14 protein-coding genes and 1 pseudogene are annotated in these 14836 nt (G+C 61.0%); 4 read left to right on the forward strand and 11 right to left on the reverse strand.

Annotated elements, in window-relative coordinates; all coding sequences use genetic code 11:
- Positions 1–388: 388 nt before the first annotated feature.
- The 6 genes and pseudogenes from ACPYOP_RS27550 to ACPYOP_RS27575 form a co-directional block, all read right to left on the reverse strand.
- Positions 389–839 (reverse strand): annotated as a pseudogene (locus tag ACPYOP_RS27550) (transposase); the annotation flags it as partial.
- A gap of 393 nt (positions 840–1232) precedes the next feature.
- Entirely contained in the window at positions 1233–2420 is a 1188-nt protein-coding gene (locus tag ACPYOP_RS27555) for an IS91 family transposase (RefSeq protein ID WP_481413438.1), read from the reverse strand.
- A 4-nt stretch (positions 2421–2424) separates the two neighbouring features.
- Complete coding sequence (locus ACPYOP_RS27560; protein ID WP_481413439.1) at positions 2425–3288, reverse strand: tyrosine-type recombinase/integrase; 864 nt, start codon at positions 3286–3288, stop codon at positions 2425–2427.
- A 153-nt stretch (positions 3289–3441) separates the two neighbouring features.
- Positions 3442–3864, reverse strand: a complete 423-nt coding sequence (locus tag ACPYOP_RS27565) for a PIN domain-containing protein (protein ID WP_481413440.1) — start codon at positions 3862–3864, stop codon at positions 3442–3444.
- Positions 3861–4115, reverse strand: coding sequence for a type II toxin-antitoxin system Phd/YefM family antitoxin (locus ACPYOP_RS27570; RefSeq protein WP_481413441.1), 255 nt, complete (start codon positions 4113–4115; stop codon positions 3861–3863). The genes ACPYOP_RS27565 and ACPYOP_RS27570 overlap by 4 nt, the downstream gene beginning before the upstream one ends.
- A gap of 235 nt (positions 4116–4350) precedes the next feature.
- A complete protein-coding gene (locus ACPYOP_RS27575; RefSeq protein ID WP_481413442.1) occupies positions 4351–4989 on the reverse strand; it encodes an NAD(P)H-dependent oxidoreductase in 639 nt (212 codons plus the stop codon).
- A 170-nt stretch (positions 4990–5159) separates the two neighbouring features.
- Between ACPYOP_RS27575 and ACPYOP_RS27580 the strand changes: the two genes are divergently transcribed.
- Entirely contained in the window at positions 5160–6113 is a 954-nt protein-coding gene (locus ACPYOP_RS27580; protein ID WP_481413443.1) for a LysR family transcriptional regulator, read from the forward strand.
- A gap of 502 nt (positions 6114–6615) precedes the next feature.
- Here ACPYOP_RS27580 and ACPYOP_RS27585 read toward each other — a convergent pair.
- Positions 6616–7359: an SDR family NAD(P)-dependent oxidoreductase gene (locus ACPYOP_RS27585; RefSeq protein ID WP_481413444.1), complete on the reverse strand. Its 744-nt coding sequence runs from the start codon at positions 7357–7359 to the stop codon at positions 6616–6618.
- Between the two features lie 101 nt (positions 7360–7460).
- On the opposite strand from ACPYOP_RS27585, the gene ACPYOP_RS27590 reads away from it, so the two are divergent.
- The gene (locus tag ACPYOP_RS27590) at positions 7461–8372 is read left to right on the forward strand and encodes an AraC family transcriptional regulator (RefSeq protein WP_481413445.1); all 912 of its coding nucleotides are present in this window, start codon (positions 7461–7463) and stop codon (positions 8370–8372) included.
- Between the two features lie 71 nt (positions 8373–8443).
- Here ACPYOP_RS27590 and ACPYOP_RS27595 read toward each other — a convergent pair whose 3' ends face one another.
- On the reverse strand, positions 8444–9121 hold the full coding sequence (locus ACPYOP_RS27595) for a TetR/AcrR family transcriptional regulator (protein WP_481413446.1): 678 nt from the start codon (positions 9119–9121) through the stop codon (positions 8444–8446).
- A gap of 80 nt (positions 9122–9201) precedes the next feature.
- On the opposite strand from ACPYOP_RS27595, the gene ACPYOP_RS27600 reads away from it, so the two are divergent.
- Entirely contained in the window at positions 9202–10320 is a 1119-nt protein-coding gene (locus ACPYOP_RS27600) for an FAD-dependent oxidoreductase (protein WP_481413447.1), read from the forward strand.
- Between the two features lie 200 nt (positions 10321–10520).
- Here the strand turns inward: ACPYOP_RS27600 and ACPYOP_RS27605 are convergent, their stop codons facing one another.
- Positions 10521–10925: a nuclear transport factor 2 family protein gene (locus tag ACPYOP_RS27605; protein WP_481413448.1), complete on the reverse strand. Its 405-nt coding sequence runs from the start codon at positions 10923–10925 to the stop codon at positions 10521–10523.
- A 192-nt stretch (positions 10926–11117) separates the two neighbouring features.
- Here ACPYOP_RS27605 and ACPYOP_RS27610 point away from each other — a divergent pair, with 192 nt between their 5' ends.
- The gene (locus tag ACPYOP_RS27610; RefSeq protein WP_481413449.1) at positions 11118–12041 is read left to right on the forward strand and encodes a LysR family transcriptional regulator; all 924 of its coding nucleotides are present in this window, start codon (positions 11118–11120) and stop codon (positions 12039–12041) included.
- A 141-nt stretch (positions 12042–12182) separates the two neighbouring features.
- On the opposite strand, the gene ACPYOP_RS27615 is transcribed toward ACPYOP_RS27610, so the two are convergent.
- Positions 12183–13439 (reverse strand): lactonase family protein, encoded by a 1257-nt coding sequence (locus ACPYOP_RS27615; RefSeq protein WP_481413450.1) that lies wholly within the window; start codon positions 13437–13439, stop codon positions 12183–12185.
- Positions 13440–13476: 37 nt separating this feature from the next.
- Positions 13477–14790 carry an MFS transporter gene (locus tag ACPYOP_RS27620; RefSeq protein ID WP_481413451.1) on the reverse strand — a complete coding sequence of 438 codons (1314 nt, stop codon included), beginning with the start codon at positions 14788–14790 and terminating at the stop codon, positions 13477–13479.
- Positions 14791–14836: the final 46 nt, after the last annotated feature.

Genomic DNA, 14836 nt, shown 5'->3' on the forward strand with positions numbered 1-14836 from the left:
CCGCGAGATCGAAGAGGAAATCGGCTGCACGGCCACCGTCGGCCCCTTGCGCTTCATCATCGAAAACTTCTTCGAACGGTCCCGGTAGGGACGATAGTTACCCATCGCCCCCGCTCAGTTCCGTACGTGCGGCACTACCGCATACGGCTCTTATCGGCTGTCGTGACGGTAACCCGAGCATCAGGATGCGGATGCATCAGCCGGCACGGTGGCAGGTATTTGCGGACGAGCCTTTGGAAACGATCCCAAGACAAGCGGTGTCGCTGGCTTCGGCGCATCAAGGCGTGTCGCCAAGCTCGACCAACTTCCCAGCGGAACCCTCCCAATCGTCGCAGATTGTCAGGCACCGCATGGTAGTTAAAATACCCCTGTAGCACTTGCCGTAACCATCATCGATGAACACAAGTCGGACAGGATCGAGATCGAGCTGACCGTCGAACCAGTCGCGACGACGCCTCAACAGGTCGGGACGTTCCTGCTCCAATGCATGTGCGGTCTTTTTTGAAAGTCCATCCGCGCTTGCGCAGCCATACATCGAGGGCGCTGCGGCCGATGGAAACGGCCTTCTCTTCGGCCAGCCGCAGAACCATTTCGTTCAGTGTGATGTCCTTTTCTTCTTTGATCATGCCAACGATAAAGTCGCCATGAGCATCCAGACGAGAACCGCCACGTCGTCCCTATTTAGCAGGCGTCATCTGGCCTTGCCGTGCGCTGGCTATCCAAGCGATGGCCGTTGAGATTCCAATTCTGAACCGGGCGGCCGCTGCGCGTGCCGACATGCCATCACGAGACGCCGCCAAAACACGGCTGCGAAGATCATCCGAAAAAGGTCGCGCCATTCTGCCCGGCCTCCTCTCCAGCCAGCATCTTGAATCACAAAACAGCCAAGAACGGAATCTGGAGGGTTATTTGAGGTCGCATGGACGGTGCGGCGACTTCGGGCGACCTCATGTAAGCCGGATTGAACTAAGACGCGGGTTGTTTGACCTGCTATGGGGAATTGAGAGCCAACCCGCCGGAGATGAAGGACGCTGTATCTCGTCCCGACTGCTTTGCGGGCGGCACTGAGCCGGGAATGATGCTTTCCGTTGCGGTTTGCCGAGGACTTTGCGGACTTCGCTGCGATATTGGAAGGGATCCGCAGCCTTTTGAGCTTGCTGCGGTCGAGCGATATTGCTCGCCGAAGACGCGCTGAACGACTGGGACTATTCTGAGAGGCTGATTGTCGGGCATCATGATGTATCGCACCGGAAGGATGATGGTCGCGGTGGTGCGACAGGCGCTAGGGTGACGCCAGTTCGACGCATGGGCCGCCGGCAGTCGGGGCATGCGTGGGAATTTGCCTGCTGCGATTTGGTCGAATGAGATTGCCCGCTTGTTGGTGTTGGTTGGCCGAGGAGGCTCCTGCAGAGGCTGATACGATCACGCCGGCGGCAGTTGGCGAGAAAGCCGAAGTGGCGCATGCGGTGAAAGCCGTCTGGAAGGACATGCAGGAGAAAGCGCCGCATGAATTCGTGCGGATGAAGGCGCATGATCTTCTCACGGTCACGGCCGTTGCCACGATAATCCTTCCATCGGAAGGCGACATGGTCGCCATCGGCATGAACGATGCGGCTGTTTGCGATAGCAACGCGATGGGTGTATCGGCCAAGATAGGCGAGCACTTGACCCGGTCCGCCGAATGGCGGCTTGGAATAGACGACCCATTCGATGCTGCGGGTGCGGGTAAGATAGCTGGTGAACGTGTTGCTGTCGTTGAGATGAGTGAGTTCGTTGAAGAATTGCAGCTCACCCTGGGTGAAGGCTCCCGCCAGAGCAATCAGAAAGAGCCGCCGAAACAGCCGTGACAGCACGCGAACGGGTAGAAAAAAGCCCGATCGGCAATTGATCCACCTTGTTCTGTCCGGTGAGAGACCTCCACCCGGTACGACGCAGTGGACGTGCGGATGGTGGGTCATCGCCTGGCCCCAGGTGTGGAGTACGGCGGTGACACCAATCTCTGCGCCCAGCCATTTGGGATTGGCGGCAATGGTCTGCAGGGTCTCGGCCGAGATCCGCATCAACAATCCATAGACAACCGCCTTGTTCTGGAAGGCGATCTCGGCGACGTCACGTGGTAGCGTAAAGACCACATGGAAATAGGGAACCGGCAAGAGATCGGCGATGCGTGCGTCGACCCACTCCTTGCGAGCAGCCCCCTGACACTTCGGGCAGTGGCGATTACGGCAGGAATTATAGGAGATGCGCGTCTTGCCGCAGTCATCGCAGGCATCGACATGGCCGCCAAGCCTGGGTGTCCGGCAAGCTTCTATCGCTCCCATGACACGTTGTTCGCCGCGGCCAAGATGACCGGCGTTCTCTTGCCTGTAAGGGCCCCCATGTCGCCGAAAGATGTCAGCAACCTCGAAGGTGGGACGCACCCGATTACGGTTCCGGCGGCGTCACCTCAAGTTGCAAACGATCAAGTGGGCTGGCTGTCGATCGGATCGTGTCGGTGGAAACCTGCGTGTAGTGTGCCGTGCTCGACAGATGGGCATGACCGAGCAGGACCTGGATGATCCGGATATCGGTTCCATTCTCCAGCAGGTGCGTGGCAAAGGAGTGCCGCAACGTATGAACGGTGACGCGCTTTGCAAGGCCGGCCGCGGCAACCGCCGACCGACAGGCAGCATTCAAAACTGTCGGCTCGATCGGCTTGTCAGCATCACGCCCTGGAAAAAGGAACACTGTGGGACGTGACAGGCGCCAATAGCGACGCAGGACCCCGAGGAGTTCGTTTGAAAGCATGACGTACCGGGCTTTTGCACCTTTGCCATGGCGGACATGGATCACCATCCGGGAGCTGTCGATATCTTCGACCTCCAGTCCACAGACCTCGCCGATCCTAAGACCTGCGGCATAAGCCGTGGTCAGCGCAACGCGCGCCTTCAGGCTGGAGACCACCTCCAGAAATTGCGCCACCTCGTCCGCCGACAGAACAATGGGGAGCTTGCGTGGTTCGCGCGCATAGGGGATCCGATCCGGGATATCGTCCTGACCAAGCGTGATCCCATAGAAAAATCGAAGAGCACACACGATCTGGTTTAACGATGCCCACGATATCCCAGTTGACACGAGGTGAACCTGGAAGGTGTGGATCTCGGCAGGACCGAGCCGATCGGGCGATCGGCCGAAATAGCGGCTGAACTTCTGGACTGCATTAATATAGGATCGCTGGGTCGCCGGAGATAGATTGCGGATCGTCATGTCCTCAATCATCCGGCGGCGAAGAGGGCTCATCTCAGCCATCGGGGCCTCCTGTCTGAAGGGTGGGTTGCAACACAACCATCCTCTCAGTCAGGACGCTCTCCTCAAAGGCCGCCGCAAGTCGCCGCGATCAGCGGCTTAGTTCAATCCTCAATCCGATTCCGCGTTCAATGGACGTGCTCTAGGTGCCGGAGGTCATTCGCACCATGGATCGACGACGATCACACCGGTACCATCGAAATCTTGAACATTCCGTGTGACCACAGTTAAACCGTGAACCAGCGCAGTCGCCGCTATCAAGGCATCGGCTTCGTTGCGGCGATCTGGAATGTGTAAGTGGGCACAACGCGTTGCTATTGCGTCATCAATTGACAGAACTCGCTCTGCAAACTCTGGGCGGACACGACTGTCCATCCATGACCGCAGGCGAAAACCTTGGGACGCGTCTCGGCGCAGGATGCTTAATATCCCGCGTTCAAGTTCCAGAATGGTAATGGCGGAAATGAATAGGCCACTGGGATCTTGAGCGCCTATCCACTTCGTCACATTGGGATCAGCTTTACCGTCGCCGACTTTACGCAGCTCGGAGACGACGTTTGTATCCAGCAGATACTTCAAGACAGATCGACTCCGCGAGGTGCAATTTCGGCTCGGGGTGGATCGAACTCGATGGCTGACAAACCGGGCATTGAAAGAGCGTCGACAAGATTGCGGCGCGTGCCGGTCAAGCGCTCGAACTCGCTGTAGGTCATCAACACATGGGACGGCTTTCCGCGATCTGTGATAATGACAGGCCCTTTATTGGCAGCCTTCTTTGCCCTACTTACGTCGTGGTTCAACTCCCGGCTAGATAAACTCGTAATGGCCATAGCAGCCTCCATGTAGGAACATGCCTACATATAGGTTATTGTTTGCTGCGAAGCAATGCCCGCCTTGACTGGAATCGAACTCACAGCCCCACAGTTGCTAGGATTAGTCTATTGCGAAATAGCCGTCGTGGCGCAAACCAATGAGAGCAATAGTTTACATTCCTGCCGTTGGATGTGCGACGCTTAGTTCTTAGCCAACATGGGCAAGATCAGACCCGGCATCGTCATGTCTGGATTACACTATATCGGTGACAAAGTCGTCGCGGCTTCGTCGGACCTTCTTCAGATGCAAGAGCCAATCGCCCTCTGGCGCTCGATATCCAATCGATAGCATGACGACGCTGCGCAGTCCCTTCGATTGCAAGTCCAGTATCTCATCAACCGCGGCCGGGTCAAAGCCTTCCATGGGTGTCGAATCCACCTGTTCGAATGCCGCCGCGATGACGGCGACGCCGAGGCCGATATAGGCCTGCCGGGCGGCCGCTTGGTGATTGGTCTCTGTTCCCTGGGCGGCAACGATCCCCAGCAGCTTCTGACGATAGGCTTCCCAGCCGTCGTTTTTGAAGCCTCGAATCTCGTTGGTGAGGTCGAACATCATGTTGACACGATCAGCCGTGATGTCGTCCCAGGCAGCAAAAACCAGCAGATGCGAGCAGTCGGTGATTTGCGCCTGATCCCAGGCCGCGGCCCGTATCCTCGCGCGGATTTCGGGGTTGCTTATAACAATTAGCTCGAAGGGCTGTAGCCCGCTTGACGTGGGTGCTAGCCGCACGGCCTCAACAATGCGCAAGAGCGCGTCGGGGGTGACGCTCCTGCTCGGGTCGTACTTTTTAGTCGCATAGCGCCATTCCAAACATTCATTGACAGTCGTCATCGCATTTTTCCTCTTTCGTCTCGCGTCCGGACGGCGACCGTGTCGCTGCCGTGTCGAAACAGCGATAGCCTCACTGAGGAGCTAGGAAAATTAGGGTTTGCCGCACTATAATGCTGCAAGGAATGCAGCAATCCTGCCTCTGTAAGGCAATCTGAAAGCGACCCGTAATCATGCATCTGGAACAAGCGCGGGCGGACGAACTTGCGGCACTCGTGGCTGTCGCGCGAGAAGGTTCGTTCGTCGCGGCAGCTTCCGTGCTCCGGCGACACCCGACCATCGTGTCCAAACGTATCGCTGCGCTGGAGCGACGCCTCGGCGTGCGTCTGCTCGAAAGGACGACGCGCCAGGTTCGACTGACGCAAGCCGGAGCTCGGCTCGCCGAACGCATTCAGAGTGCGACCACTGCCATTCTCGAGGCCGAGCAGGAGGCGGCGGCCGGCGGCATCGAGCTCCGCGGTCGGTTGCGCTTAGCCTTCCCGGCGGCGATGGGACGGCAATGGCTGGCCCCCGCGATGCCGGCTTTTGCTCGCCGATATCCAGGTCTTGATATCGAGGTCGACTATGCCGAGCGGCACGTCGATCTCATCGGTGAAGGATTTGACGCAGCGATACGTCTTGGCACGCTGGGTGACAGCCGTCTTGTTTCACGCAAGCTCGGCGATCACCGGATCGTTCTCGGCGCATCACCGGATTATCTCGATCGGCACGGGATTCCAGCCTCTCCGCGCGCGCTCATGGATCACAACCTCCTTCGGTATACCGGGCCTGTGTTGGTGCCGGAGTGGCGAATGCGGAAGGGCTCTCTGCGCGAGACAATCCTGCCTTCCGGCAGCTTCCGCTCGAACGACATCGACACGCTGATCGAAGCGGCACGCCAGGGGATCGGTATCATCAGCTTCGGCGAGTGGTCCATGGCCCGCGACTTCGCTGCGGGGACGCTGGTCCGCCTCCTACCCGAGTGGCAGTTCGAGATCGATGGCGGGATCCATCTTGTCCGTCCGTCCGCGAAGTTTACGCCCGCACGAACCGAAGCGTTTATGCGGTGGATCACGACGCTATTCGGTGGCGGGCTTCCCTGGGAGAATCAGAATATCCGCAATGAAGTCCGGATTCCGGCCTGCTGAGAGGGCGGACTGCCAAGTGATTCCGCACCTTTTCCGTTTCGGGAAGACCCGGCTTTACGGGGCAGCGCTCCTTCACCGCCATGGAGGCTTCGAGGTTGTGCTGGATATCGAGATGATAACTGACAACTTCCACCAGGTCGGTCATGTCCAGACCCTCCGGCCGCAGAACCTCCGCTGTTCGTTGAAGCGCCAGTGCGATTTGCTCGGTGACGGTGGCGCCGATCTTTCCATTGGGCTCCGTCCCTTAATCTGGCCGGCGACGGAGGTCATCGCCGGAGAGACCCGCGCCGCCATCATGCTGCGAATCCGCGCCGGCGACGCGGAGGTCACCGGCGTCGATGATTTGACGGTGGATGCCGACGGCCGGATCGCGAGAATGTCCATCCAGTGGCGCCCTCTGGAGAAGATCGTCGCGATCCAGCAAAGGCTCGCTCCGCTGGTTGGCATGCCGAAGCTCCGGTCTCGTTCAGATTTAGACGTCTCTGACCTGGCAGGCTTCAGGTCAGTTCGCCTCGGCCCAGGCGACCGCGTCGGCGCCGGCGGGGATTCGCACGGGGCTGGAGGGATCGTTCACCGCGCGCCATACGGCTTCGGCGACATCCTGCGGATGGGTGACCGGGCCCGATTCGCTGAACCTGGCCATGAAGCCCCCGACGAGCTCGGCATAGGCCTCGTGGTCGAAACCCTGCATGCGGGAGCTGCCATTCTCGGCGAACTGAGTCTCGGGCGCACGGCCAGGAATCACGAGGTGCGCGCGCACGCCGAACTGTCCCACTTCCAGCGCCATCGACTCGGTGAACGCGTTCACCGCCGCCTTGCTCGCCGTATAGGCAGCGATCAGCGGCAGCGCCCGAAGCGTCACGGATGAAGTCACGTTGACAACGACGCCGGCCCGACGTTCCCTGAACTGCGGCAGCACCGCCTGTGTCATCGCCATCGTGCCGAAGGTGTTGGTCTCGAAGACCTCGTGGATCGTCGCCCTCGGGGTGACCTCGAACGCCGCGGCCGCGCCAAAGCCGGCATTGTTGACGAGAGCGTCGATCGGCCCAGCGGCTTCGACGGCCTCGCCGATGCTTTGCGCATCGGTGACATCGAGGGCGAGCACGCGCAGGTGCTCGGAGCTGGACAATACGTCCCCGCGCGGCGTGCGCATCGTTGCGACAACCTTCCAGTCGCGCTCCAGGAAGTATTTCGCGGTCTCGAGGCCGAAACCGGATGAACATCCGGTGATCAATATGGTTTTCATGGGGGACTCTCGCGGGTGGTTCAACAACGCCACGACGATAGACCGCCGACGCCGGACCTTCTATAATCGGAGGTCCAGAAAATGTTAGCGAAAGTCCGGATATGATCGATCCACTGGCTGAGGTCGTCACACTGCTTCAGCCGAGCGCCCGCTATTCGAAGTTCGTCACCGGCGCCGGGCCTTGGCACATCCGCCGCTCGGACGCCGGAGAGCCATTCTATTGCGTCGTTCTGGAGGGTGCTTGCCGCCTGGTGATCGACGGACGCGCGCCGATCGAACTCCGCTCGGGAGATTTCATCCTGGTGCCTCAGGCTTACGGCGTCGCGATGTCCAGCATCGCGCCCTTGCCGGCCGACGCCCCCGAAAGCATGCCGGTAGCGGTGGCATCTGGCGAATTCCGGATCGGCAATCGGGACAGTCCGGCCGATCTGAGAATGCTCGTCGGCCATTGCAGCTTCGGATCCCCCGATGCCAACCTGCTGGTGTCGCTGCTTCCGCAGATCGTTCATGTGCGTGGCGAGCCTCGTCTCGCCACCCTCGTCCAGCTCGTCCGAGACGAGTTCCGCGACCGCCGTCCGGCACGCGACGTCATCCTCGCTCACCTGCTTGAAGTGCTTCTTATCGAAGCGCTTCGCTCGACGGCTGCGATACCCGCCTCGCCTGGTCTCGTACGCGGGCTCGCTGACGAACGTCTCGCGGTGACGCTACGCCGGATGCACGAAAGCCCGACCGAGGCGTGGACGGTCGCGCAATTGGCGAAGGAGGCAGCACTTTCCCGTTCGGCTTTCTTCGAGCGTTTCAGTCGCGCCGTCGGCCTGGCGCCCATGGCCTATCTGCTGAACTGGCGCATGGCCCTGGCCAAGAACATGCTCCGCCGGAGCGAGGCCGGCATCGCCGAGATCGCCGAACGCGTCGGCTACGGCTCGGCGAGCGCCTTCAGCGTCGCCTTCACCCGCCATGTCGGGCTGCCGCCGGCGCGCTATGCGCGGCAGCAACCCCTTCCGGCGTCCTGACTGGCGCGGTCGGCCAAGAAGCTAAGCCCCGCTCTGGAGTGTTGTTGTCGGCGCATGAGCGCCGCCCGGCTTCAAGCGTTTCGCTTGACGCAGGCGCCCGCCAGGATGAAGTCGACCCCCGCGAGGAACTGTTGGCGGTCATCATGCTCGCCCAGCTGCGCCGCCACCCGCCGAAGAAATGGACGCGATTGAGGATCATCCTGAATCCAGCGCGCGGCTATGGCCTCCAGCCACGCCTTGCGATCCGTTCCGCCCGGAAGCGTGCGGGCGTTGGCCGCGCTCTGACCGGCCACGCCGAGGATGTAGTTCGTCAACGCTGAGGCGCAGTCGAATTGTGCATCCTCAGGAACACCAAGCGGCTGGAGCCATCCGCCGATGCGCTCGAAGATCTCTCCAACTCCGGAATGCCATGGTTCGCGGGAAAGATGAGCGCCGGCCCAGGGGTGAGCGTCGATGGCATCGAACACCGCGAGCGCGATGGCTCGGATCGCGGCCCTTGGCTCCCCTTCCTCGGCCACTTTCGCCAGCGCGCGGGCGAGGACATCTCCCGTCGCGGCGGCAAGCAGCTCGTTCCTGTTGGCGATATGCCAGTAGATCGCCCCGCTGCCCGTCGCCAAGTGTGTCGCCAGCGGCCGAAATGTTAGAGCGGCCTCCCCGCGCGCATCGAGAATCTCGATCGCCGCCTCAACAATCCGCGCCTTGGAAAGGGCGTCCGCACGCCGCGGGGTCTGATGGGCTCGTTTGGACATATATCCACCATGACATACCTGGAACGTCGTTCCAATCCCTGCTATGTGGAACAATGTTCCAATCATTCCGAGGCGCCGCCATGACCACTTCCGTTACCATTGTTGGTGCAGGCCTGGGCGGCCTGACCCTCGCCCGCGTGCTCTACGTCCACGGCATCGCTGCCACGGTCTATGAAGCGGAGCCCTCCGCGCATGCCCGCGCTCAAGGCGGCCAGCTCGACGTTCACGAACATGACGGTCAACGCGCACTCGCGGCCGCCGGCCTGACGGACGCGTTCCGCGCAATCGTTCACGACGGTGGCGATGCGACGCGTGCGCTCGACCGAAACGGCAATGTGCTGCTCGACCAGCCCGGAGACGGCAGGCGTCCGGAGGTGCTCCGGGGCGACCTGCGGCGGATCCTCATCGACTCCTTGCCTGCCGGGACGATCCGGTGGGGGCGGAAGCTGGCCGGAGCCAGGCCGCTTGGCGCCGGTCGTCACGAGCTCACGTTCACCGATGGCTCGGCTGTAGAGACTGGACTGCTCGTCGGCGCCGATGGCGCCTGGTCGAAGGTGCGCCCGCTGTTGTCGGACGCGGAGCCCGCCTATGTCGGCGTTTCCTACGTTGAGACCTACCTGCATGACGCTGATCGGCGGTTTCCCGCGACGGCTGCGGCGGTCGGGGCCGGCGGAATGTTCGCACTCGAACCAGGCAAGGGGATTACCGCGCACCGGGAGCCGGCAGGCGCACTCCACACCTATGTTCAACTGATGCGACCTGCGTCCTGGTTTGCGGATATCGACTTCAACGACGCCGAGACTGTGAAGGCGCGGATCGCCGCCGAATTCGCTGGATGGTCCTCAGCGCTCACCACGTTAATCACGGAAAGCGACACCGCACCCGTCCTGCGAACGATCAATGCGCTGCCAATCGGCCATCGATGGAATCGCATGGCCGGCGTGACGCTGCTTGGTGATGCCGCGCACCTGTCGCCGCCGGCCGGCGACGGCGCAAACCTGGCGATGCTTGATGGAGCCGAACTCGGCGAGGCCATAGCCGCTCGGCCCGGGGACATCGAGAAGGCGCTCACCGTTTATGAGGCGGCGATGTTTTCGCGCAGCGAGGTCGCGGCCGCGGGCGCACATCAAGTCCTGGACCTTTGCCTGGGCCCTCGCGCGCCGTTCAGTCTCATCGACTTTCTCACCGCCGAGCGATGAACGTCAGCTGTTGGGCGTGAAGACAATCTCGGGTTCAGGACGGTGCCTCCGATCCTGATGCTGGTCTTCCTCCTGTCGGCCGCCTGCAGATCTCTGTGCGCCGGCCCGCGAACCAGCCTCGCCCCCCAGAGAAGTGAGCTGGCGTTGCCGAGCGCGTCGGCTACGGCTCGGCGATTGCGTTCAGCGTCGCCCTGCACACGTCATGTTGCAGGAACCAGCCGCATTGGCTGCCCGCCCAGTTTATTCGCGAGTTTTTCCTGAATGAGCACCGCCGAGGGGAGCGGGCGCCACGCGACTTCGAAGAAATCGATCAGACCGTTTTCGTCCAGGTGAATATGTTCGTTTCCTTTGACCGTGATCCCGTCACACTCAATGGTGAAGAACACGGCGACGTCGCGACCAGAGGCAAACGTCAGGTTGACGTCGAGGCTGTCTATTGTGGCAAGCAGACCAGACAGGATTTCAACAACCGTCTCCTTCCCTTCGAAAGGATCCGGGAAAACAGGGCTTTGCAGTATGACGCTCTCAGACAGGTGCTCTGCGAGCTTCGTGGTTTCCTTGCCACTCATGGCCTTGAAGTAAGCTTCGACGTGATCGGCGTTCATTTCATCATCTCACACTGGTTGCATCGTTCTTCGCCCAAGTCGACTACCGGCAACTCTTGGAAGTTGACGAATGAGGACCCGGGGCATCGATGGGAGCATCGCGATTGTCACCGCGCGCTCGTTCACACCGCCAATATGAGCTTAGGAGGAAGCCACTGGTATCGGGGCGCTCGGCAGGATAGTGTTGACATTATGTCCACGCCCCTTGACGGTATGTCCCTATCCCAGCTCCGATGCTTCATTGCCGTGATCGATGCCGGATCATTCGTTGGCGCCGCCCGCCAACTGGCACTGACGACCTCCGGAGTTTCGAAAACGATTTCGCGGCTGGAGGCCGTTTACGGACTGCGTCTCCTGCATCGCTCAACCCACTCGATCTCACCGACTGACGCCGGTGAGCAGTTGATCGGACCTGCGCGCGACGTGCTGAACGGAGCCGCGAATATCGATGCCATCCTGACGCATGCGAGTAAGGGCGCCGCAGCGGGAAACGTCAGGATCGGCGCGTCTCCCGCCTTTGTTCGCCGCTGCCTCGTGCCACTTCTACCGGCATTCAAAGAACAGCATCCCGACATCGCTCTCGATTTGCGGGCCAGCGATGTGATCGTCGACCTTGCAGAAGTCGGGCTGGACCTTGCGATCCGCAGCGGGCGGCTTGACGGGTTGCCTGGCCACGTTCGTCTGCCGTGGTTCGAATTTGATTGGGTCGTATGCGCGTCGCCTGGCTACATTGAGCGGTTTGGGACGCCTCGAACGCCATCCGATCTTGCCACACATGACCTGATCGGTTTCCGCAACACCCGCACCGGGCTGGTCGAGCACTGGCGGCTCCGCGCCGATAGTTTTCCGCGGTCGTCAACCTGGCATTTCATTACCGACGATGCCGAATCCGCTCTGTTGGCCGCGGAGAATGGCGTGGGAATTATGTGGGGGCCAAGGTGGCTGGCGGCCGATGTCCTCGCCTCGGGAACGGTCATCGAGGTGTTGCCGGACTGGCGCGGAAACAAAATGCCAATGTCCATCCTGCGACGTGAACAAAACCTGCTTCCAACCCGCGTGCGAGCAGTAATGGAGTTTCTCCACGATCAGGCGGCGGCCTTTGGTAAAGAGAAATAGGCGGTCGGTGTGTGTGCCGGGTGCTCAGCCAGCATCGGAACTCGCCTCGGCGAAGCTGGCGATCTGACGCCGCGAAAGCGACTGCGAGGCAAGAGCGATCTGCATACCGTCTACCCGAGCGATCTCTCCTACGGTCCGCGTTCACAGCCCAACCATCCCCATCCAGAACATGGAGCTGTTGCCGACATCGATATCGTATTTGCGAACGAACTCCAGCTTGCCGTCACTGCCAATGCGGAACACCGACAGCCCAGCCGCAACAACCTTTAAGCCGCCGCTGTCGCGCACGGTGACGGGCAGGTTGTGCTCGGCCACAAGTATCCGGCCGCTCGGGTCGATGTGGAACGTGCGCGGATGGATCCCGCGCGACTCGATATGCTGCATGGGGGCGGGCTCGCCCGTCTTCTGGTCAATCGCGTAGGCCGCGATGCCATTTTCACCACCCTTGAATACTTGAGTGCCATTGAACTCTTCAGTTTGTTCGGCCCGGTTCGCCACGTAGAGAAATCTGCCATTTGGATGCACATGGATCGCGCCAGCGGCCTGGCGCGCGCCCCGCCTGCGGGGCTCGGCCAATGTGGTGGTTCTAAACAGCAATTCTGGCACCACCCTGCCGTCCTGCATGCGAAGGAGGCCGACTTGGTTCTGCGTCTCGATGGAGAGATAGATCCAGGGCTGCGTCGGATGAAAATCCAAGTGCCGCGGCCCGAAGTTCCGACCGCCGTCCGGAGCAATCGAGACTTCGTTGCTCAATCGTCCGCGCTCGTAGCTGAAGACCTTGATCGCCCCAGGCTCCTCGGCGTGGGTGGGCGTGCCTTCGTTGCCGCGGGTGACCAGGATGGCCAGGCTGTTGTCAGGGGTGACGCGCGCTTGGTGCGCGTAGATACCTGCGTCGATCGGATCGGCCTGGCGTATCTCCTCGCCCACCGTGAAGTCGCCGTTAACCCGATAGACACGAAAGCCGCTCGGCTTGTTGAAGGCGACCAGAATGTTCTCCGACGGAATGTCGGTGCTCAGGTGAATGGGCCGCGTAGGAAGAGCCACAGGAGTACCGTGCAGTGTCAGGGCGCCACTCTTTTCAATTCTAAGCGCTACCAGATGATGCGAATTCCCGGCCGCCGCTCCGTTGCCCGGTGGGGTGTTGCTGGTGGCAACGTACAGAAACTGCCCAGAGCGATGCGGCCAGGCATATTGTACGCTGTCCGGCAGCGTAATCGTGTCCCGTCTGGTGAGAGCAAATGCTTCGAGGTCGACCTCGTAACGGGTGAGGTCTCGACCGACATTCGCATAGAGCGCTACGGGGTGCCGTGCTCTTTCGCGCGCAGTTCCTGCCGTAGACGCGACGGGAGCCGCGATGGTTGCAGCGATAGCTGTCAAGACGGTTCTCCGGTCGATCATGGATGTTATACTCCTCTTCCCCTGATTGCGGGTCGGTTCACTCGTCGCGGATGACGAGTTTGAGCAGGAGGGCGACCACCGCCGACACTGCAAGAAATCCGGCCATGGCGAGCAGCCCAGCCTCGAAGGAGCCGGTCGCGTCCTTAAGCCAGCCCACGATGGTAGGTCCAAAGAACCCGCCGGTGGTGCCGACCGTATTGATGAAGGCGATGCCGCCAGCAGCGGCGGCACCCGTCAAGAACCGCGTGGGGATCGACCAGAAGATCGCCCGGGCAGCGGTAACGCCAACGAGGGCGATCACCAGGCCCAGCAGCGACAGGTCGAAGCGATCTGTCGCGATGGCGAGCAGAAAGCCTGCGACGGCAAGGAAGCAGCAGGTTGCGAGATTGGTGACCTTTTTGCCCGTGCGGTCGGCGAAGCGTGCCCACACGACCATCCCGACGCTGGCAACAAGATACGGCAGTGCCGAAATCCAGCCCACCTGCAGATTGGTGAACTCCTGCTGCTTCAGGATCTGCGGCAGCCAGATCTGAATGCCGTAGGAGCCGACGGTAAAGCCGAGATAGACGATGGTGCAAAGCCATACCCTGATGTCGCGGAGCGCCATCCCGAGCCGGCTGACCGCACGGTCGCGTTTTTCGCTATCGAGGCTGTCGATAACGATGCGCTTTTCCTCGGGTGTCAGCCATGTTGCATCCTGAGGGCGATCGGCAAGCAGCTTCAACAAGATCAGACCTATCAGGACGGCGGGCGCGCCCTCGATGATGAACAGCCACTGCCATCCAGCCAGACCAAAATGACTGTCCAGCCCCAACAGGGCGCCTCCGAGCGGCCCGCCGAGCACGGAGGACACCGGAATAGCCACCAAAAACCAGGACAGAATGCGGGCCCGATATTCGGCCGGAAACCAGGCAGAAAGGAAGAACGCAATCCCGGGGAAGAAGCCCGCTTCGGCGACTCCCAATGCAAAGCGCATGACATAGAAGCTCGTCGGGCCGGATACCAGACACATCGCACAGGACAGAAGCCCCCACGAGATCATGATCCGGGAAATCCAGATCCTCGCCCCGAACCGGTATAGTAGCATGTTGCTCGGCACTTCGAAGCCGCAGTAGCCGATGAACAGGATACCAGCACCCCAGCCGAACTGTGTCGCCGACAAGCCAATGTCGCGGTTCATCTGCAAGGCGGCGAAGGCGATATTGGTGCGATCGAGGAAGTTGAAGAGATAGCCCAGCGTCAGGACCGGCAGCATCCGCCAGATCACTTTGCGAAAAGCGGCGCGTCTCACGGGCTCGGCCTCATCAACCGGGCCGGCATGACTTGAATGCAGGACAGATACTTCGTTCACGGATGGCTCCTCCTCCGCGCCTCTTATTACCGAGGCATTTCACAAT

It is taken from the genome of Rhizobium sp. KNZ2-6A, from assembly GCF_056755475.1.

Coding starts and splice junctions, on each gene's coding strand:
- ACPYOP_RS27560 (WP_481413439.1), bottom strand. CDS start 3,288: ATGGCTGAGATGAGCCCTCTTCGCCGCCGGATGATTGAGGACATGACG.
- ACPYOP_RS27570 (WP_481413441.1), bottom strand. CDS start 4,115: ATGGCCATTACGAGTTTATCTAGCCGGGAGTTGAACCACGACGTAAGT.
- ACPYOP_RS27575 (WP_481413442.1), bottom strand. CDS start 4,989: ATGACGACTGTCAATGAATGTTTGGAATGGCGCTATGCGACTAAAAAG.
- ACPYOP_RS27580 (WP_481413443.1), top strand. CDS start 5,160: ATGCATCTGGAACAAGCGCGGGCGGACGAACTTGCGGCACTCGTGGCT.
- ACPYOP_RS27585 (WP_481413444.1), bottom strand. CDS start 7,359: ATGAAAACCATATTGATCACCGGATGTTCATCCGGTTTCGGCCTCGAG.
- ACPYOP_RS27590 (WP_481413445.1), top strand. CDS start 7,461: ATGATCGATCCACTGGCTGAGGTCGTCACACTGCTTCAGCCGAGCGCC.
- ACPYOP_RS27595 (WP_481413446.1), bottom strand. CDS start 9,121: ATGTCCAAACGAGCCCATCAGACCCCGCGGCGTGCGGACGCCCTTTCC.
- ACPYOP_RS27600 (WP_481413447.1), top strand. CDS start 9,202: ATGACCACTTCCGTTACCATTGTTGGTGCAGGCCTGGGCGGCCTGACC.
- ACPYOP_RS27605 (WP_481413448.1), bottom strand. CDS start 10,925: ATGAACGCCGATCACGTCGAAGCTTACTTCAAGGCCATGAGTGGCAAG.
- ACPYOP_RS27610 (WP_481413449.1), top strand. CDS start 11,118: ATGTCCACGCCCCTTGACGGTATGTCCCTATCCCAGCTCCGATGCTTC.
- ACPYOP_RS27615 (WP_481413450.1), bottom strand. CDS start 13,439: ATGATCGACCGGAGAACCGTCTTGACAGCTATCGCTGCAACCATCGCG.